16 protein-coding genes are annotated in these 19,536 nt (G+C 42.3%); 6 read left to right on the plus strand and 10 right to left on the minus strand.

Features of this window, described 5'->3' with window-relative positions; all coding sequences use genetic code 11:
- Nucleotides 1-88: 88 nt before the first annotated feature.
- From ABM313_RS05750 to smc, 8 genes are all read right to left on the minus strand, one after another.
- On the minus strand, nucleotides 89-772 hold the full coding sequence (locus ABM313_RS05750) for a hypothetical protein (protein WP_434686731.1): 684 nt from the start codon (nucleotides 770-772) through the stop codon (nucleotides 89-91).
- The gene (locus ABM313_RS05755) at nucleotides 769-1,239 is read right to left on the minus strand and encodes a phycocyanin (protein WP_190576481.1); all 471 of its coding nucleotides are present in this window, start codon (nucleotides 1,237-1,239) and stop codon (nucleotides 769-771) included. The genes ABM313_RS05750 and ABM313_RS05755 overlap by 4 nt, the downstream gene beginning before the upstream one ends.
- Nucleotides 1,240-1,307: 68 nt before the next feature.
- Nucleotides 1,308-1,709 (minus strand): hypothetical protein, encoded by a 402-nt coding sequence (locus ABM313_RS05760; RefSeq protein ID WP_434686732.1) that lies wholly within the window; start codon nucleotides 1,707-1,709, stop codon nucleotides 1,308-1,310.
- 95 nt (nucleotides 1,710-1,804) lie between these two features.
- Nucleotides 1,805-2,551 (minus strand): V4R domain-containing protein, encoded by a 747-nt coding sequence (locus ABM313_RS05765; protein WP_434686733.1) that lies wholly within the window; start codon nucleotides 2,549-2,551, stop codon nucleotides 1,805-1,807.
- Between the two features lie 74 nt (nucleotides 2,552-2,625).
- On the minus strand, nucleotides 2,626-3,132 hold the full coding sequence (locus ABM313_RS05770; protein WP_434686734.1) for a 2Fe-2S iron-sulfur cluster-binding protein: 507 nt from the start codon (nucleotides 3,130-3,132) through the stop codon (nucleotides 2,626-2,628).
- Nucleotides 3,133-3,139: 7 nt separating this feature from the next.
- Entirely contained in the window at nucleotides 3,140-3,997 is an 858-nt protein-coding gene (locus tag ABM313_RS05775) for a hypothetical protein (protein ID WP_434686735.1), read from the minus strand.
- Between the two features lie 574 nt (nucleotides 3,998-4,571).
- Nucleotides 4,572-5,012, minus strand: a complete 441-nt coding sequence (locus tag ABM313_RS05780) for a 2Fe-2S iron-sulfur cluster-binding protein (RefSeq protein ID WP_434686736.1) — start codon at nucleotides 5,010-5,012, stop codon at nucleotides 4,572-4,574.
- Between the two features lie 142 nt (nucleotides 5,013-5,154).
- Nucleotides 5,155-8,766 carry a chromosome segregation protein SMC gene (gene smc, locus ABM313_RS05785; RefSeq protein ID WP_434686737.1) on the minus strand — a complete coding sequence of 1,204 codons (3,612 nt, stop codon included), beginning with the start codon at nucleotides 8,764-8,766 and terminating at the stop codon, nucleotides 5,155-5,157.
- Between the two features lie 548 nt (nucleotides 8,767-9,314).
- On the opposite strand from smc, the gene ABM313_RS05790 reads away from it, so the two are divergent.
- Both ABM313_RS05790 and ABM313_RS05795 read left to right on the plus strand, forming a co-directional pair.
- Nucleotides 9,315-9,695, plus strand: coding sequence for a hypothetical protein (locus ABM313_RS05790; protein WP_434686738.1), 381 nt, complete (start codon nucleotides 9,315-9,317; stop codon nucleotides 9,693-9,695).
- Nucleotides 9,696-9,804: 109 nt separating this feature from the next.
- Nucleotides 9,805-10,233 carry a pentapeptide repeat-containing protein gene (locus ABM313_RS05795; RefSeq protein ID WP_434686739.1) on the plus strand — a complete coding sequence of 143 codons (429 nt, stop codon included), beginning with the start codon at nucleotides 9,805-9,807 and terminating at the stop codon, nucleotides 10,231-10,233.
- A gap of 28 nt (nucleotides 10,234-10,261) precedes the next feature.
- Here ABM313_RS05795 and ABM313_RS05800 read toward each other — a convergent pair whose 3' ends face one another.
- Nucleotides 10,262-11,626, minus strand: coding sequence for a TldD/PmbA family protein (locus ABM313_RS05800; RefSeq protein ID WP_434686740.1), 1,365 nt, complete (start codon nucleotides 11,624-11,626; stop codon nucleotides 10,262-10,264).
- A 392-nt stretch (nucleotides 11,627-12,018) separates the two neighbouring features.
- Here ABM313_RS05800 and ABM313_RS05805 point away from each other — a divergent pair, with 392 nt between their 5' ends.
- From ABM313_RS05805 to ABM313_RS05820, 4 genes are read left to right on the plus strand one after another with little or no spacing between them, the layout of a single operon-like run.
- Nucleotides 12,019-14,055 (plus strand): PAS domain-containing protein, encoded by a 2,037-nt coding sequence (locus tag ABM313_RS05805; RefSeq protein WP_434686741.1) that lies wholly within the window; start codon nucleotides 12,019-12,021, stop codon nucleotides 14,053-14,055.
- A gap of 39 nt (nucleotides 14,056-14,094) precedes the next feature.
- Nucleotides 14,095-14,304, plus strand: a complete 210-nt coding sequence (locus ABM313_RS05810) for a hypothetical protein (protein WP_434683819.1) — start codon at nucleotides 14,095-14,097, stop codon at nucleotides 14,302-14,304.
- Between the two features lie 23 nt (nucleotides 14,305-14,327).
- The gene (gene tnpC, locus ABM313_RS05815) at nucleotides 14,328-15,449 is read left to right on the plus strand and encodes an IS66 family transposase (protein ID WP_434688378.1); all 1,122 of its coding nucleotides are present in this window, start codon (nucleotides 14,328-14,330) and stop codon (nucleotides 15,447-15,449) included.
- A 21-nt stretch (nucleotides 15,450-15,470) separates the two neighbouring features.
- Nucleotides 15,471-16,724, plus strand: a complete 1,254-nt coding sequence (locus tag ABM313_RS05820; protein WP_434686742.1) for a response regulator — start codon at nucleotides 15,471-15,473, stop codon at nucleotides 16,722-16,724.
- Between the two features lie 256 nt (nucleotides 16,725-16,980).
- Here ABM313_RS05820 and ABM313_RS05825 read toward each other — a convergent pair whose 3' ends face one another.
- Entirely contained in the window at nucleotides 16,981-19,497 is a 2,517-nt protein-coding gene (locus tag ABM313_RS05825) for a CHAT domain-containing protein (RefSeq protein WP_434686743.1), read from the minus strand.
- Nucleotides 19,498-19,536: the final 39 nt, after the last annotated feature.

The following is a 19,536-nucleotide window of genomic DNA, read 5'->3' on the forward strand; positions in this document are numbered from 1 at the left end:
AATAGTTTGAGGCGGCGCGAAGCACCGCCTCAAACTATTTGGATAGGCGGCTTAAGCAAAAAAGCGTTGCTTTGCAACGCTTTTTTGCTTAAGCCGTAAGTTTCTCTAAGATTTCCGCAGTTCTCATTCCTTGCTTTACAAAACCCTCAACTGGTTGAACTTTGCTAGTGAGTCCAACCAGAAAGCGCGTATAACTATCCTGTTTGGAAGAGGAATTATCAGCATCAGGATCTGGCGGCGACGACCAGTCCGTTGCACAGGCGCGAATATCTTTACCTGCCCAGCGTGAAAACCATGCAGCAATAAATCCAGCTTGCAACTGATGCCAAGGCAACTTACTACCCGACTGCAAGCCAATTTCACTACCTGTCGTTAGCACAGAATTTTCGGTAGTCACGACGATCAGCCCATGTTGACGATGGCTAAAGTCAAGGGTTATGGTTCCCATGCCATGTACTGTCCAGAGTTGGCGCATTGTAGCGAGGAACTCTACCGCATTAGCTGCCATAATTGTCGTGCCTTGATAGGACTCGATTTCACTACGAATGTGATCGTAAAAAGAGCCACCCCAACCAAAACCAAAGGTGTACAGAGCTAAAGTACCTGCTTGCCCTGCCTCAGAATAAAGAGATCGATGGATACTCCGTAACAAAAAATCTGGCACAGCCACAAGGCGATCGCCTTGTCGAGTTGAGAGCAGCCCCGTCGCAGGATCGGATTTGACGTAAAAACGAGGGGAAAAGTAATTACTAGGAATTGAATTGGTAATCATTGGCTTAACCATTGGTGGGCGATCGCAAGGTATGGCAGTAGCAAATCTGCATTTTCCTTAGGAAGATTTGCCTGAACGGATTTCTGCAAGGAGCGATAGACAAAATCATTTACCCGTTGGTTTTTTAAAGCCAACATAATATTCTGCATCCAATACAGCAAACGATCTTTAAGCAATTCTTCGTCTTGCAATAACATCGCTGTAGCACAGTATCGCAGCACTAAAGCCATGTCACGATTACATTTATTACCACCATCAACAGTTACTTTTGCCGCTACATCAGGAGCCGTGTTAATAATCTGTTGCATGACTTGCTCAAGAATGACATTTTCCTTAGTCTGGAGCAAATCATAGGTTTGACGACGCTGTTGCCACGAAGCGATCGCTCCATCCAAGATTCGCAAATCTTCGGGTGTAATGTAGGAGCCATCGGCACGATCTAAAACATTTTCTAAGAGAGTAAGCATAGTTTTAAAAGTTTAATTAAATGATTTTTGAAATAAATGTGCAAAGCACATTTGTTTATGGGACGGAATTAGGAATCAGGAAAATTAACAAGCAAATCCTCCAGCAAAGTCAGATCTTCCTCCTTCGCAATCAACACTTCCTGACTCTCAGCATTCCACTCGATTTGCTCAATTAACTCTTTGGTCGTTAAAAATTCCAAATTGTCAATATTGTCTAAACCCAATAAAAAGCTGGCAGGACGCGAATTCAAGATCGGCGACTCACTACTCAAATGGCTTTGCCCATTGAGATCTTCATAGTATGACGATCGCCGCGATCGCTTGGAAGGAGAACCACCTAAATCCGCAGTGAAAAATACTTTGAGCGATTTAATTAGTGACTTCCATAGCTTTTTAAGCCCATGTAGCCAATTCTTTAACGACCAATTTTTTAAAGTGTGATCGGCTCGATGATTACTTTTTCTTCTCAACTTAAATTCCTCCTGTATCCATTGACTGAGCCATAGCCCTTTTCAGGTAAGTAGTTGTTTCTCCGTCTTGGGATGGGAAATAACTACTTACTTCGCTACAGTCCATTACCATTAGTAGAATCTTGATCAAGTAACCTTCCATTACCATTAGTAGAATCTTGATCAAGTAACCTTGCTTCAATTTCTTGAGCTGTAGCACCAGAACTTAGCCAAAATTCAGCGGCTTTAATCCGAGTCTCTGAACCAATCAAAAAACGACAGAAGTTATTCCCCATCGAATAGCATTGGATTTCAGTACTACTTAAACCGCGATTAAGCATCACCGAAAAGAATCCCGCTAATAATCCTGCATAAAGAAAACATACAGGCTTACCAATATTTCCCATCGATTTTGCTACTGCCGAATCAAATAGATCAACAAATATGAAACCTTCACGAATTGAACTGAGATCGACATTCCATTTTCCCCAGCCCTGAGATGTCAACGGCCACCACCAAGTTTCTAGGGCAAAGCTAAGACTGGACTTATTAATACTGAAACGATAATCTCTCTCAAACCAGATTTTAAAATCTTTGGCATCCTCAGTTCCCCAATCTTTGCCGATCAAATACATCAACCACCCAGAAGCTTCGCCCACTTCATGGTCTAGTCCTTTGAGCAATGACACAATAAAATCATCACTAGCCAACACATATTGGTGTTGGTTCCAGTCTCTAATTTGTCCTTTAGACTGATCAAATTTAAAGAATGTATGGCGACTGTAATGACAAACTTGAGATAAGGAGTTTAACTGAAGAATCGATTCTTCAGTTGTATTATTACGAAAGGTTGATTTGGTCATTTGCAATCCTCAGATTGATGCAGATTGATGCAATGGAATAGATATTAATTTGCGATCGCAGAGCTTCAGTAATGTTATTTACCTGAAGCCATAGATTTTTCTGGTGGTAACAAAATTTGACTTAAATCAGTACTAAAAGAGGAATCAATTTCAGACATTTTTTCTAAAGCTGATCGTAAAATCAACTTACCTTCTTCAACTAAAACGTCACCAGTTAACGGATGAATCAGATTTTGCTGAGCGCGCTTTCCGATTAAGTTTTTTAGTTCTCCAATCGAACCGATGTACATTCCTTGCGGAACTTCAATCACGATGCCATCTTGCCAAACCTTTGCCTGACAAGCCAGACGTGAATTTGCTTTAGATGAAGTGATAAAGCTTAGGGTTAATATTTCCTGTTCACTTTTGGGACTAAGAGATTTTTCCCCTGCTTGAATATATACATGACAAGTTGCACATCTTCCCTGACCACCACAGGCTTGGAGTACATTCATCTCCTGTTTAATCAAAACACTGAGTAAAGTACTGTCAGTTGAAACCTCCACATCTTGATTTAAAGGTTGTAATTTTATCTGTTTCACTGCGATCTCATTCAACGGGGAAAACTAGCTTGGAAACATCGGCAGATAGGGATTTGGCTTGTAATATCTGTGAGAAGTCAACAATGACTCGCTCACATTCTTTCAAAAAAGCTCTTACCCATGTTTGAACATCTTGCAATTGAACGGGGGTTAGTGGCTCAATTTGCTCAGAGATAAAAGGACAGCTTATTTGTCCTTGATAGTCAACTTTCCAATATTCAAGAGAGGGATGAAGTGAAACGAGACTAGCATGGCTTTTTTTCCAATAGTTGGCGATCGCTAATGGACCTAAATAACTGGAACTGTACTTAGTCAGTCGGTTTAGGGCTACTAGGGTTGCCTCCCAAGTGAGAGTGTCAGACTTGTCAGAATTAGCTTCTTCATCAATATTTTGATTGTTTTGGCTAGAATCGGCGATCGCAATTTTCAAGACGTTACGAATTAACGCTTTCTGGAATTGATGTACATTTTGAGGATGCACACTAATTACGTCATGCACACCCCGAGCAATCGCCCACTTCCGAAAAAAATCACCAACTTCCAGTTGCTCAACTAGTAAAATGATCGGCAAGTTCTGCCATTGTTTGAGGCATCGGCGACAAGCCTCTAACCAATTTAAATCTTCCAATTTACCCAATAAAATTAGATCAGAAGATTGTTGAGTAACAGTCTGAACCAATTGCTGGTAATTGGGGCAGATATCGGGAACCCAACGGTTGTCTTTTTTGATTTCTTGAAGAATAACTTGCGATACAGTTGGTGTTGACTCAGCTAAAGCCAAATGGATAAGCTGCTTTTTTTGATGCGGCTTATCCACCAATTCTTCAAAAAAAGAATCTGAGTTATTCATTGTTAATGTATGCATTGTGCAATTTGTTATAGTTGTTTATTAAATTTTTTTATTTTTATAAGTTTTTATAATATTTAAAGTTTTAAGTTGGATTAATGACAAAAAAATGATTTAAAAATCAGAATAAAGTTTGTAAAAAATCCCCCAATCCGAAACATAAAGGTTTTCAAGTCTGTGATTAACAGAACTGCCCTATCCTGTGGAAGATAGGACAAAGCATGGTTAATTCATAAATCATGAAAGATGCAACAGTTAGAGGTAATAATTTTGATAACCAGTCTATAGCCTCTTAAAAGACAAGTATCTAAAAGTTAAAAAAAATATGTAATTTTTAACACTAGATCAGTCCTAAATAATTTGTGAAAGTGTGCCACTTTGTGGCACACTTTCACAAATTATTTAATCTCACGACTCTTTTATAGCTGTCGCCAAGTGTAGACATAAAACCCAAGAGGAGAATGGCGGCGCGAAGCGCCGCCATTCTCCTCTTGGGTTTTGATTTTGTCCTAACACAATCGACGGTAGCTATAAAATTGCTATATTTGTTTTTCTAAACATAAGAGGCGGCACAAAGCGCCGCCTCTTATGTTTAGGAATCACTTAGTAACCGTTCTAAAATCTCTTGTGTAATTAGATTCCCTTCTTGAACTAACAAATCATTGGTGATGGGGTGATAGATATTGCGAGGAGCAATACGGTTTTTAAGTCGTTCAAAAATTTGTACTAGTTTTTTGTCAGCTTTGTTATCTAAGTAAAAAACAACTCCATCCTCTAAAACTGAAGCTTGGCAGGTCAGACGATAAAGCGATAGATCGCGGCGCGTATTTTTAAGAGTGACTTGTTCTAGGGTTTGCATAGGACTAAGGCAACTTGCTCCCTCAAACACTCTTAAAGCACAAGTACCACAGGTTCCTTGTCCTTGACAAGTTGCGACTAGTTCAACCTTGGCATGTTTAAGCGATCGCCACAATCCATTTTTTGCGGAGACGTTGATCGTAATTCCTAGAGGTTCGAGTTTAATACGCGGCATAGAGATTAAATTGTGCCAAGAAAAGTTTAGTGGTCTGAGATGAACAGCACAATGCGTTGATGATCCTAACCTTTTTTGGACAATTTTAATAAATTTTGGTATTTCCATCGCCGAAGGCGATGGAAATACCAAAATCGGTTTTTTATGAAGTTGCGATTGAAGGAGATCGCAGTTCTAATCCCAAAACTTGCGTATGCTCACCCCTTGCTTGAGTTACACCAATTGTTCGTTCTGAGGCTTCGATCATTGGGCGGCGTAGACTGACCACAATGAATTGGGCGAGATTAGCTTGCTTCCGTACCATCTTTGATAGACGCTCCACATTCGAGCCATCAAGGAACATGTCTACCTCATCAAAGGCATAGAATGGTGATGGACGATAGCGTTGTAAAGCAAAGATAAAGCTGAGGGCAGTGAGAGATTTTTCACCACCAGACATGGATGCTAAATGCTGAACTTGTTTCCCTTTAGGATGAGCAACCAAAGTCAGTCCACCACTCAGAGGGGCATTGGGATTTTCTAGTTGCAGATAGCCGTCGCCATCAGAGAGTTCGGCAAATATCTCTTTGAAATGACCGTTGACGGCATCAAAGGCTTGCATGAAAGCGCGTTGACGTAAAGTTGTAAAGTTCTCAATTCTGATTAAAAGTTCAGTACGTTCTTGGTTAAGGGTTTCTAGACGATTGCTAAGTTCTTCAAGACGCTGGGATGTCGCTTCGTATTCAGCGATCGCCATCATATTGACTGGCTCCATGGACTGAATGCGCTTAAGCAAGCGGCGTTGCTCTAGTTGCAGTTGTTCGAGAGTCATGGTTTCAGGAACTTCAGGAACAATATCAGGAAGTTCAATTTGATCTAGTTGTTCCGTGAATTGAGCGATTTGCTGTTCGAGTTCGGTTTGACGTTCGCAATTTTTTTGGAGTTGCCATTGTTGCTGCTGTTGTTGTTGCTGTTGAGCGCGAAGGGATCGCTCACAGGCATCACGTTCTTGTTTTGCGGAGCCAATGGTTTGTTCGAGAACCTCTAATCGAGATTGATAGGAGGCGATCGCTGCTTCTGTTTGTTTGATTTGATGCTGAATTTGTGATGTACTATTGATCAGTTCGGCTTGAGTACTACGCAATTCTTGGAGACGAGTTTGACGCTGCGCCATTTTCTCCAAGGCTAACTTATGCTGATTTTCTAATTCTCCTAACTGTTGTTTGGCAGTGCGCAGTTCAATTTCCGCACTATTGAGCAGAGCCTCTTGACCTTGCAGGGCATCTTGAGCTTGGAGCCAACGGGTATGGGTTCCCGATTTTTCGAGTTCCGTAAGTTCAGCACGCTTGACTAGAAGTTTTGCTTCTAGTTCAGCAATGTTTCCATCTAGGGTATTTAATTGTGACTGCCCAATCTCAATAGCAGTGCGAGTTTGTTGGATTTGGTCTTGCAGTCGAGAGCGATCGCGACTATTGCGTTCGATTTGTTCGTAGATGCGATCGCGTTTGAGTTGGGCTTCGCGATGTGTGGTTCTTGCTGCTTGCAATTGCTCTTCATATTTAGCAATTCCCGTTAATGCCCCACGCAAACGTTGATTCAGCCGCGCTAACATTTGATCGATTTCCAACAGGCGATCGCGTAGTTGCTTTGTTTCCGAAGATTCCGCAGGTTTTGTATTGCCAAAATGGAGACTGGAATGCAAAGGAGCGCTACCGCCAGTCATCGCCCCTGATGTTTCCAGAATTTCCCCTTCTAGGGTTACCATACGGTATTTGCCGATATGGAATCGCGCTTGGTCGAGATGCTCGAATACAAGGGTATTCCCGAATACAAAGGAGAAAACATCTTGATAGCGATCTTCGTAGGTGACCAGATTGAAGGCATAGTCGATCGCCCCTAGTTTTTGGGCTTCAGTACGCGAAGGAAATCTAGCGGACTGTAATTTGTTTAAAGGTAAGAAGGTAGCTCGACCTGCGCGTTCGCGTTTCAGCAGTGCGATCGCTTCGGCAGCAACTTCATCATTTTCAACCACCAAATTTCCTAAACGTCCACCTGCACAAATTTCCAGAGCCAATTGATAGCGAGGTTCGACCAGTCCTAATTGAGCGACTAAGCCATATACTCCTGACAGATCCGCTTCGATTACAACCTGCGAAGCTTTAGTTCCTTGTACTTCGCGGCTTGCCTGTACCTGTGCCTCCAATTTATCAAGTTGGCGAGTTTTGACACGCTGCTCTTGAGTAATTCGGTCAATAGTCTCATTCTGAAGTTGCACTTCTAATTGAGCCTCGGCAAGATTTTTAGCTAGGGTCTGGACTAAAGTCTCGGCTCCACTTACTTCTGCTTCTTGCAGACGTAGAGCATCTTCAAGGGACTGATTAGACAACATGTCAACGGCATAGCGACCCTCGCCAGCCATGACTTCTTGTAGTTCACATTCCTGTGCTTCTAATTGAATTGAACGTTGGTTCAGAACTTCCCGAAGTCGAGTTTGCTCTTGCTTTTGGGGATCGAGTTCTGCTTGGGCTTGATCTGCGTCCTGACGTAATTGTGTTTGTTGACGCACCCACTCCGATGAAGCCGAGGCGATCGCTTGGACTTCCTTGCGATATTGCGAAACAATCGATGACTGTTGATCGCGAGATTTCTCCGCAGTAATTACCGACTCTTCTTTAAATTGCTTTTGCGATTCTATTTCTTCAGATTCACGTAAGAGGCGATCAATTTCCTCTTGGGTATTGACGATATGGTTTTGATTATTTTGATAGGAACTAGTTAGAGATTGCTGTTGACGTTGTAAACCGCGTAGTTCCGCCTGCTGTGCCGATAAGTTACTAGAAACCGAGAGATATTCTTCTTCGCCCAGAGTATGGACGCGATCGCTTAATTCATTAAGTTGGACAGTGCCTGTCTCGATTATCTGCGATAGTTCAGCTAGAGATTTTTCTAAATTACTACATTGTTCCTTATTATTAATCAGCTCAACATTGCGAAGTGACTGTTGATAGAGAATCTCACGCTGTTGAAGAACTGCCTCCGAAGCTTCCATTCGTTCGTATTCTAATCGTAGCGCCTTATATTTTTCGGCTTTAACGCGATCGCCTTTTAGTTTCTCCTTATTGGCAATTAGTTCTTGCTCAACTATCCGAAATCTCTCTTCCTGAGTTTTGACATCATCCAACTTATCTTTTGCCGTAGCAATTTTGCGATCAAATTCACCTACCCCTGCCAATTCGTCAATAATTTCCCGCCGTTCTCGTGAATTCATGGAGATAATACCCGTAACATCCCCCTGCAAAACAACGTTATAACCTTCAGGATAAATACGGAATTTGGCTAATTGTTCATGTAACTCACTTAAATTACAAGGAGTTCCATTAATGTAATAAGTAGAAGTGTAAGTCCCCTGACTAGTAACTCGCAATTTTCGCATCACTGTCCATTCACCCACAGACTGCCCCTCTGCTGTAGGTATTTCTACGCCTTCAGCCTGTAAAGCCGTCACTTCAGCATCTTCAAGGGCAAAGGTAACCGTAACGATCGCCTCAACCATCCGACCTTTTTTACTATGGGCTTGGTTCACCAAGTCTGGTAAGCGATCAGCCCGCATCCCCTTTGAGCCTGCAAGTCCTAGCGCAAACAACAGTGCATCAAGAATATTCGACTTACCCGAACCATTGGGACCTGAAACAACCGTAAACCCAGTCATTAATGGGATGGACACAGTTGAGCCAAAGGACTTAAATCTGGTGAGTTCTACATTTTTAATGTACATATTTAATATACGCGATGGCGATCGGGGGGCAGGTAAGCTAGTTTTTGGCAGCAGGAAAGTGCCAATACGTTATCATAACTTGGCAAAAATGGCATAAATATTCTTAAGATTACCCAAGAATTAATGGTGTGGCACTTAGCGCCGCACCATTAATTCTTGGGGTGGCAAAAGGAGAAGCTTTTTACTTAACACCCGTTAAGGGTTCTGCAATTATTCTGATAGCGTAGTGACCCCCCGCTATCAAAAAATCGGTTTCTTATTTTACGGCTAAGCTCTAATTTAGTTCTATAGCAAAGCAAGTTTTGCTGTCGCCCAAGAAGTGAGGGGCGGCGCGAAGCGCCGCCCCTCACTTCTTGGGCGACAGCTATAAATTAGGAAATATGATTATGTACCGTGCAATACTAAGTAGCTAGGCATAAGTAAACTAAAAACCAAAAAGGTTGTTCCGCCCGCGTAGCGGGCGGAACAACCTCTGGTTTTAGATTTTAATTAAGCCCAGCTACTTATTAAGCTTAATATAAAGACACACTACAAAACTTTATATACTTGTGAATTACTATTTTCCCTCCGATCCACCATATTTTTTGTTTGCGATTTCCCTTGTTGCTGGACTTGCCTGTGGACGATCATTTGAAGTAACTTTACGCAATTTGGTTAGTATCTGGTCAAGCAGTAAGTCTTCTCGCGTCATGCTAGAACTAAAGAGTGCCAGTATCAAAGTCCCTTACATAGGCATGACTATTAGCATCGCTGTCTTTATGTCAACAGGGCTAGAGGTGTTTGGCTTCCCATCTCTATTTGGCTATATCGTTGCGATTCCTATCACCGTTGGTATTGCACTACTAGTTTGGAGACAACTAGGAAAGATGTTGATTGAGCTAGAGAAGGGAGGCTCCGCAGCATTAGATCTTGATTCGTTTGAAAGTTAATTTGTAAAACCCAAAAGAGGCGGCGCAAAGCGCTGCCATTAATCTTTTGGGTTTATTGCTATAAATTAATTTTTAAGAGATTTACTTAGTATGTCTTTTAAAAATTTGTTTGTACAATAACTACATAAAGATTGTTGCCAAGGCTAATCAATTAATGGATGCTAAAGAATTTTTGCAAATCTATCGATCGGGGCGAAAAGTATTTTCTAACGTTGTTTTAGTGGGAGTAGATTTACAGGCGATCGATCTTCATAAGATTGACCTTAGTCATGCCCTCATGAGCAAGGCTAACTTGGCTAACGCGAAACTTTGTCGAGCCAATCTCACTGGGGCAGATCTAAGTTATGCCAATTTGAATAATGCAGATCTGCATCGGGCAAATTTGCGTCATGCCAATCTTAAGGGTGCAGATTTACGCAAAGCAGATCTGCGGGGGGCTGATTTGCGGGGCGCAAACTTGAGTTGGGCAAATCTGCAAGAGACTCTTTTTGATGGCGCTCAAATGACAAATACTAACTTATACAATGCCAAAACCTAAAAAGTGGGACACCTTGTGTCCCACTTTTTTAAGCTTCACCTGTGATTGATAGTCCTTCTACCCAAATCTGTGGTGCAACACCTGAAGGCGTAATTTTTACTTCTGGTTCGATGTAGACGATCGCCTTTAGTAAGTCCAAGATGTCACCAGCCACCGTAGCCGAATCAATGCTAACGCGATCGCCTTTATTGATTAGCCAACCGTCAAAGGGTAAAGAAAAAGAACCCTGCGAAGCCTGCACGCCTGCATGAAGTGCTTGTAGATCATCGATCAAAATTATATTCTCAGCCGTTGCCAAATCGTAGACTTTTTCATTAGGTGCATTAGCCTCGCTACTACCCTCAATATGGAAGAAATTAGGGCTGACTGAAACCTTCGAGCCAATGCTACCATTGCCTGTGGGCTTAGCATCTAAACGTTTTGCGGTGACAGAGCTATGTAAGAAATTAGTTAAAACTCCATTCACAATTAATGGAGTGCGGCGTGTGGGAGTGCCTTCTCCATCAAATGTTGATGAGCCTACATTTCCCACATGCAGTTCATCATCGCTAACATTTAATAGTGGTGATGCGATCTGTGTGCCGATAGATTCGGGACTAGAGAGACTATTTTTGTCGAGAATGCTTTGAGCATTGAAGAGACTCGAAAAAGCACTGATTAAGCTCAAAAATGCTTCAGGGGAAAACACAACTAAATATTTGCCAGACTTGATTTTGTCATAGTTTAAATGACTAATCGTTTTCTCCGCAGTTTCCTCGATGCAGCCCTTGACATCTAAATCTTCAAAACTACGACTCACTCGATAAGCGCCAGCACTGCGAGGTTTTCTGTCTTCCTCTTCCGTTTTAGTATAGAGATAGATAGAGCTATAGGAACTACTCTCATTTCGCATTGCACCAGCACTATTCAAATAGAAGCGACTGACATCACGTTGAGATAGTCCATTATAGGGAACACCTGCGATCGCTGTATGTTTCGCTAATAATTCTTTTTCTGCACCCAAGAGGGTTGCAACTAGCTGCTCGATCGCAGTTTGTGGTGCAGTCTGTGATTCGCGAGAGGGAATATCAGCGATCGCTTCGGGACTAAAATCAGGAATATTTTCCTTAGCACCAAAGAAACTTGCCTCATGGGCGCTTTGGAGAGCAAGTTCTAAGCCAATGCGATCGATATTGGTGGTAGAAGTAACGCCGACAGTTCCTTGCTCATTCCAAACCCGCACGGTGATGCTAGCGCGGTTAGAGGCTGATACTTGTTTGGGTGCGCCACTATCGACTTCAGCACTAGTTTCATCGACGATTGCACCATAAATATCGAATTTGTCGATTTTTAGCTTGCTTGCGGTCTCTTTAGCATCGGAGACTAATTTTTCCACACTGATCGCTGATGACATAAACCCTTGATTCGTTTTTAACTTTTCGTTGCTTAATCAATATCATCATATAGCAATCCTAAATGGTTTGTGGAAGCGCTCCCTGAAAGAGAGCGCTTCCACAAACTCCCCAAAACACAAATGATTTACAGCCTATTTAGGGTTTCGAGAAATTGCAAAGCGCTGTAGGACTGCTATAGAAACAAATAAATAATTTATAAGTTTTAGGGAATCAGTAACACCTTGGCATAGACAACCATTAAAATTACAATAAAATAGGGGATTTCCATATATTAGGTAAGGCAAGAGTGACTATCTAAATAATCACTCAATACTTTGGGATATCTACATAAACTAGCTCAATCAACCTAATATTAATTACTTTAGTTTTATTTATATTTCAGGGAAAAATCATGTCTAGGAAAGTTGACTTGCAAAAGCAACTAAAAATGGCGCAAGCTCAAATCCAAAGACTTTCTGAACAGTTAATAGCAGAACGGGAAACTGTTCAAAGCATCCAGTCTCAACTGCAAAAGCAACTTGACCATCAGCAACAACAACTTGCGGATCTTGAAGCTAGAGAAATTACCTATCGGCAGCAGTTTGATTGTAATCCTCAGCCAATGTGGATCTTTGACTTGGAAACTTTACAGTTTTTAAAAGTTAATGATGCAGCGATCGCCAGATATGGCTATTCCAGAGATGAGTTTTTGAGCATGACGATCGCAGATATTCGCCCACCAGAGGATGTACCTCGGCTGTTGGCGAATGTGGCTCAAGTGGACTCTGGACTAGATCAAGCAGGTATCTGGCGGCACTGCCTACGGGATGGGCGACTCATTTATGTAGAGATAAACTCCTATGCCATAGAGTTTGAGGGAAGGCGTGCGGAATTGGTGATGGCTCAAGATGTCACTGAGCGCAGACAGGCTCAAATTGACCTTGCAGTTCTAAATCAAGAGCTAGAAAAGCAGGTAATTGATCGCACTGCTGCCCTCGCCGCCTCCGAAGCTCGTCTTAACCTCTTGCTCAATGCCAATCCTGCCATCCTTTACAGTTGTGAGCCTCACGGAGACTATACTTGCACCTTTTTCAGCAAAAATGTAGAAACCTTACTGGGCTATACGCCAGAGGAAATTTACGCTATATCTGATTTTTGGTTGCAGAGGCTGCATCCAGATGAAGCCGCAAGAGTGCTTGCAGAAATACCAGATTTATTTGAGTATGGCATCCTCAAACTTGAATATCGTCTGCGTCATCGCGATGATCATTATGTATGGGTCTATGATGAATTGACATTACTTCATGATAACGTAGGTCAGCCGCTTAAAATATTCGGGTTTGTTACAGATGTTAGCGATCGCAAAAAAGCAGAGAGTCAGATTAAACAACTACTCACCACCATCGAAAACGCCATTGATGGTATTGGCATTACCCAAAACAATATTTTTATCTATGCCAATCGCGCCCAACTAGATATGTTTGGCTACAGTGCCGACGAACTGATTGGTCAACCTTGGATAATCCTATATAGTGCTGAGGAAGTCGCCCGTTTAGAACGGGAAGCTGTTCCTGTCTTTATACGCGATGGCTATTGGCTGGGAGAGACGATCGCTACCCGCAAAGATGGAACTACCTTTAATCAAGAGTTATCGCTAACGCTCAGCGATGATGGAGTAACCATCGGTGTCAGTAAGAATATTAGCGATCGCAAACAGGTAGAAATAGCCCTACGCGATAGTGAAATGCGGTATATCACCCTAGCTAAAACTGCACCTGTAGGCATCTTCCGTTTTGACCTTGAGGGTAACTGCATCTATGTCAATGAGGACTGGTGCAAAATGACTGGCAAACCAGCAAGCTTTGCCTTAAATAATCAGTGGCTAGAAACTCTTCATCCTGACGATGTGACATATACCCAAATGCAAGTTCAGCAATGGTTGCTGGCAAATGATGGAAGTTTGTTTCAAAATGAAGCGCGGATCTTGCGTGATGATGGCAGTATTGTCTGGTTTTATTGCCAAATGCGTACTGAAATGAATGCCAACGGTGAACCCATTGGCTTTGTGGGTTCACTGACCGATATTAGCGATCGCAAACAGGCAGAAATTGCTCTCCAAAATCTCAGCGATCGCCTTACGTTAGCGATGGAAGCTGGAGGTTATGGAATCTGGGAATGGACTCTAGAACATTGGCTGATGTGGGATGATCGGGTGTATGCCATCTATGGTCTACCAAATCAAGGACAAATCTCCAAATATGAAGATTGGCGTGTATTTGTTCATCCCGACGATATTGCTCAAGCTGAGGGTAATGCTCATATAGAAGAAAATGGGATCTTCAATAGTGAGTTTCGGATTTGGCAAACTGATGGCGAATGGCGATGGGTGCAGTCCGTTGGCAAAGTCCAGCGAGATGCGAACAAAAATATTAGTAATAGCTCAACGTAGGAAAATTGACAAAGGGGCAAAAGCTGATAAATTAAAGAAATGAAAGAACTACCCAACCTAAAAGAACTAACAGACGAGGCAAAAGAAGCCTTGATAGTTAAGTTATGGGAAGAACTACAAAAACTACAGAAGCAGTTAGAAAAGAAACCAAAGAAGACTTCAAAGAACTCAAGTTTGCCACCAGCCAAAGGATTTAAAGCGGAAATCAATAATCCAGAAAAACAGAAGGCAAACGAGCAGGAAGTATAGGAAGAGATGGAGGAGGTCGTCAACTGAGTGAAAATCCAGACCAAACGCTCAAAGCAACTGTAAAAAGTTGTGCAGAATGTGGGAAAGAGATCGCTGAATCAATGCAGGTATTACTGGAACGATACGACAAGATCGATATACCACCAATCAAGCCCATCGTTACCAGAATCGAAAGGTATGGATGCAAGTGTGAGCATTGTGGACAGGAACAAATCGCAGCATTACCCGTAGGACTTGAAGTAGGAAGTCCCTTTGGAGAAAGAATAGCTGCCCTAGTGACAACGATGAGATACAGTCACGGTATAAGCTATGGAAGAATGCAGCAAATGCTGAGTGAAGTATTTGGCTTAGAGATATCAGAAGGAGGTATCGCCAATCTCTTAACAAGGGTGAAAGGACAACTAGAGTCGGAGGTGACAGGAATACTCCAAGCCCTAAAAACATCTCGTCTAGTATGCAGTGACGAAACCAGTGCAAGGGTAAACGGTAAAAATCAATGGGAATGGGTATTTCAGAACGAACAAGTATGTTTTCATATCATCCGACCGTCTAGAGGCGCAGATGTCATCGCCGAAGTGATGGCAGAGCATCAACCAGAGGTGTGGGTATCAGATTTGTTTAGCGCCCAAAAGACCAATCCAGCGACAGAATGGCAAGTTTGTCTTGCCCATCAACTCAGAGATTGTCAGTATGGAATTGATGCAGGAGACCAGATTTTCTCTGGCAGGATGAAAAAGCTGCTGCTACGAGCTTTGGTGCTGCGAAGGCGATGGTCGGATTTAGCTGACTCTACTCGTTATCAATATCGATGTCGATTGTATCGAGACCTCGACAATATTTTAGCTCTGTTACCTACTCAAGAAGATGGACTTAGATTACAGAAGCGATATCTAGAATTACGAGAAAACTTATTTCTGTTTTTGGATGACCACACCATCCCGCCAACTAATAACTCTAGCGAACAGGCTTTACGTTGGAGTGTCATTTTTAGAAAAGTTACGAATGGTTTTCGCTCCGATTGGGGGCGTGACTTATTTGCGGCTGTTCGTTCCATTGTCAATACTGGAAAAAGACAAGGCTTTTCTGCTTTTGAGTCCATTCTTATCGCTTTGAATCCTCTCAAATCATTGTTTTCTATAGGTTGAGCAATTACAAATATTATTCGTATGGTGGGCGTTAACAGTGATATCACACAGCATAAACAGGCAGAACAAGAACTAGCAGAACGGAATCAACAACTTTCTATCACCAATGCCGAACTAGAACGCGCCACTCGCCTCAAAGATGAGTTTCTTGCAAATATGAGCCACGAACTCAGGACTCCACTCAATTCGATCCTCGGTATGACCGAATCCTTACAGGACGAAATCTTTGGCACTATTAATGAAAGGCAACTTAAAGCACTCCGCCTCATCGAAAATAGTGGCAACCATCTACTGACTCTCATCAATGATATCCTCGATTTAGCAAAAATCGCCGCAGGAGAAATAAAGTTAGAGTTCAGTTCCGTTGAGGTGGAACAACTATGTAGCTCTGCTGTTACCTTCGTCAAACAGCAAGCCCACAAAAAACAAATCCGCCTAGCCCCAGAAATACCGCCAAATCTACTGAATTTATACGTTGATGAAGTTCGGATCAGGCAAGTATTGCTGAATTTGCTGACCAATGCGGTCAAGTTCACTCCAGAGGGCGGCAGCATCAAACTTGCAGTTTCTCTGATTTCGCCCGAACCCAAAACTGATCGCCCTCACTATCTGCGCTTCTCCATTACCGACACAGGTATCGGCATCAGTCCCGAAAATATCTCTCGCCTCTTCAAACCCTTTAGCCAAATTGACAGCGCTCTCAACCGCAAGCAAATGGGAACAGGGCTAGGTCTAGCATTAGTAAAACAAATGGTGGAACTGCATGGCGGCAAAGTGGGGCTAACCAGTGAATTTGGCGTAGGCAGTTGCTTTACTGTGGATCAGCCCTACAGTCCTGAAGTCCGCATACCTAGCCAGCCACAAGCGATCGCCTCTGACATTGCTCTATCCCCATCCTCTAGCAACACCAACTCTTATCGGATTCTTCTAGCAGAAGATAACCCCGCTAATGTGGCGACCATTGCCAGTTATTTAGAAGCGAAAGGTTATTGCATGATCTTCGCAAATAATGGTCAAGAGGCGATCGATCTGGCGCGATCGCATCAACCCGATTTAATTTTGATGGATATTCAAATGCCTGAAATCGACGGTTTAGAAGCAATCAAGCAGATTCGTCAACAAGAGAGTTTACGCGAAACTCCGATCATTGCCTTAACTGCTTTGACGATGCAAGGCGATCGCGATAGATGTCTAGAATCTGGGGCTAATTATTATCTGAGTAAGCCAATTAAACTCAAGCAACTCACTGCAATGATTCAACAGATCCTAATATAACGACAGTTCGACGAAGGCGAAAACTATAGCTATATTCACCTGTATTAGGACAAATCAAAACCCAAATAATGTGAGGCGGCGCTTCGCGCCGCCTCACATTATTTGGGTTTTATGTCCTAACAAGAATGGCAACAGCTATAAGTCCATTCTTATCGCTTTAAATTCTCTCAAATCTTTGCTTGCTATAAGTTGAGCAGTTAGAGCAAAATTTCAAGACATATTACAAAACGTTATTCTGTTTGCTCCACCTTATATCTCATAGCCCATTGCCAATTAGAAAGAAAGCAGACCAAAAGTAAGGATGATCGAAGGGTTCACCACCTCGGATTAATGCTACTTGTGCTAAACGTAATGACTCTGTAGCGGAAATACCTTTCTTAAGATTGGCATAAAATGCATCCATTAGTTTCTGTGTTCCACCGTCATCCACTGTCCATAGAGAGGCAATTACGGCTCTTGCGCCAGCATTCTGAAATTGATAGCCCAATCCTAGCACCTCAGTTCCATCACCTAATTTGCCACCGATTCCTGTCTCACAAGCGCTCAAAACCACCAAGTCTACGCCCTTGAGCACCCAAGTCTCAATTTCTCTTAAGGTCAAGCGATCGCCATCTCCAAAGATCAAAAAAGATTCATCTGGTGTACCCGTATTAAAAGAACCGTGAGTAGCCAGATGAATGATTGTATGCGAACCTGTACCAGTTTTAGTTGAGTTTTTTGTAAAATTTTGATCAACTAGTTCTGTCACATTTGGGAATATACTGACAATATTTTTGACTTCCTTTTGGGTAGCAGGAATAGCAACAAAGGAAATAGTTTTACCCAACACATTCACGCTATGAGCCGTAGTTGAAGCCCCAGCGAAGACTTTGGGTTGATTTACTGAAGGTCGATTAAAATTCGTCAGTGAACTAGCAGTAATATTGTTGATTTTATATTTCTCCACTAAAAACTGCTTGCCATCATAGAGAGTAGAAATGGGAATATAACGCAACCTACTATCAGGAGCATAGATGATTGTCTGTACATTAGCTTGTTGCAATTCAGCTTCGATGGGAGCAATCAGCCATTTATAAAACTGTTGGGAAGTATCTTTAAAATCAAAATTACTTGCATCTCGTAAATCTGCACGAAATTTATCGACAGCCGCACTAATTTCTCTTTGTCTGACTGGAACTGCACGATGTATGGGTGGAGATGAAGGAGTGATCAATACAATTTCCAGCCTGCTTTCCAGTACCAGTGGATAAATAATCACTGCATTTAACTGCTTGAGTTCTTTTTGAAGGTTAACGATCGCTTTGAGATTCACATTTTGCTGTTGGATATCGTTATTTAGCTCCGTAGTTAGTTTCTGCACTTCTGCACTATTCAAAAAAGCGTTGAATTGTCGATTAGCTTCTTTCTCTTGATTGACAAGATAGGTTAATCGTTCCTTTTGTTGAGGAGTTAACTTGTTCTGATTTTCTAGTACTTGTAAATCGGCAAGTTCTCTATTCAAATTGATCATTTGCATTTCTACAGGCTGATACTCTACGCCCTTGGCAGTTTGTTCATTGCCACGGACATTTTTAAGGAGGTCATCCGCTTCCTGCACTTTGAGCAGATCAATCACCTGCTGCGCCTCGATCACGCGATCCTGCTGCAAAAGTAAATCTGCAAGCCGACGATATACTGGCGCAATTGTGTCTGCGTAGAGTTTTTGCTCCTGTCGCGCTAGGGAGTTGAGGTCTTTCCGAATCTCCTCATAAATATTAACGGATTGCTTGAGATAGGCGATCGCCAAAACATTCTGCTTACGTTCTTTGAGCAGTGAGCCAATATGTTGATAGAGCTTAGCCTCACCTGCGCGATCGCCTGTTTGGCGACTAATGGCTAGAGCCTGTTGATAGTAACCGAGCGCGATTTCAAACTGTCCTTGGCTGTTGTAGAGCAGTCCTATATTGCCGAGAGTGATGCTTTCATTTACTCGATCTGCCAACTTTTGACTGATCTCTAGGGATTGCTGATAGCTTTTGAAAGCCTCAGCATTCAGTCCGCGCTCATTCAAAAGATAGCCGATGTTGTTGAGAATTACGGCTTCACCTGCGGGATTTTTGCCCGATTCTTTGGTCAGCGCTAGAGCCTGTCGATAATAATCTAGAGAATTGGCATATTCCTTGTTGTTGCGATAGACCAGTCCCAAATTGTTAATTGTTCTGGCAATACCAAAGCGATCGCCTAATTTCTGTTGAAGTTTGAGAGCTTCTTGATAGAGTTTGATCGAGCGATCAAATTGTCCCAAGTTGCGATAGACGATGCCCATGTTGTTGAGAATGCTGCTCTCGCTCAAGGCATCTTTAATGTCTTTGCTAATTTTAAGGGCGCGTTCATAGGATTCGATCGCGCGTACAAACTGCCCCAAGTCGTTGTAAACAGAGGCTATACCATTCAATGCTTGAGCTTGTCCAGCGCGATCCTGTTCTGCGGTGCTAAGCTTCAATGCTTGCTGAAAAGCTTCTAATGCGGAGTTAAGTTGTCCTTTTTTCTGTAATGCAATCCCATTCTTTTGCAAAATGTCAGCATCCGATGACTTTGCTTTGAAATTATTGTCTGAACTTTCTTGTGAGCTAATTTGAGCCATTGCCGCAGATGTTAGCCCCAAATGCGTCCAAGTTCCGTATATACCAATCGAAAGGGGCAACAACCAAACAGAAGAGCAGAAACCTTTGTGTAAAGCCTTAAAGATCATATTGCTGTACTTATTCGCAGATAAATCAATAATGTAGTGCATTTATATAAAATAAATGATTGTTTACAATTTGATAGGTTT

Origin of the sequence: Pseudanabaena minima str. Chao 2107 (assembly GCF_051131155.1) — a bacterium.
Lineage (GTDB): Bacteria > Cyanobacteriota > Cyanobacteriia > Pseudanabaenales > Pseudanabaenaceae > Pseudanabaena > Pseudanabaena minima.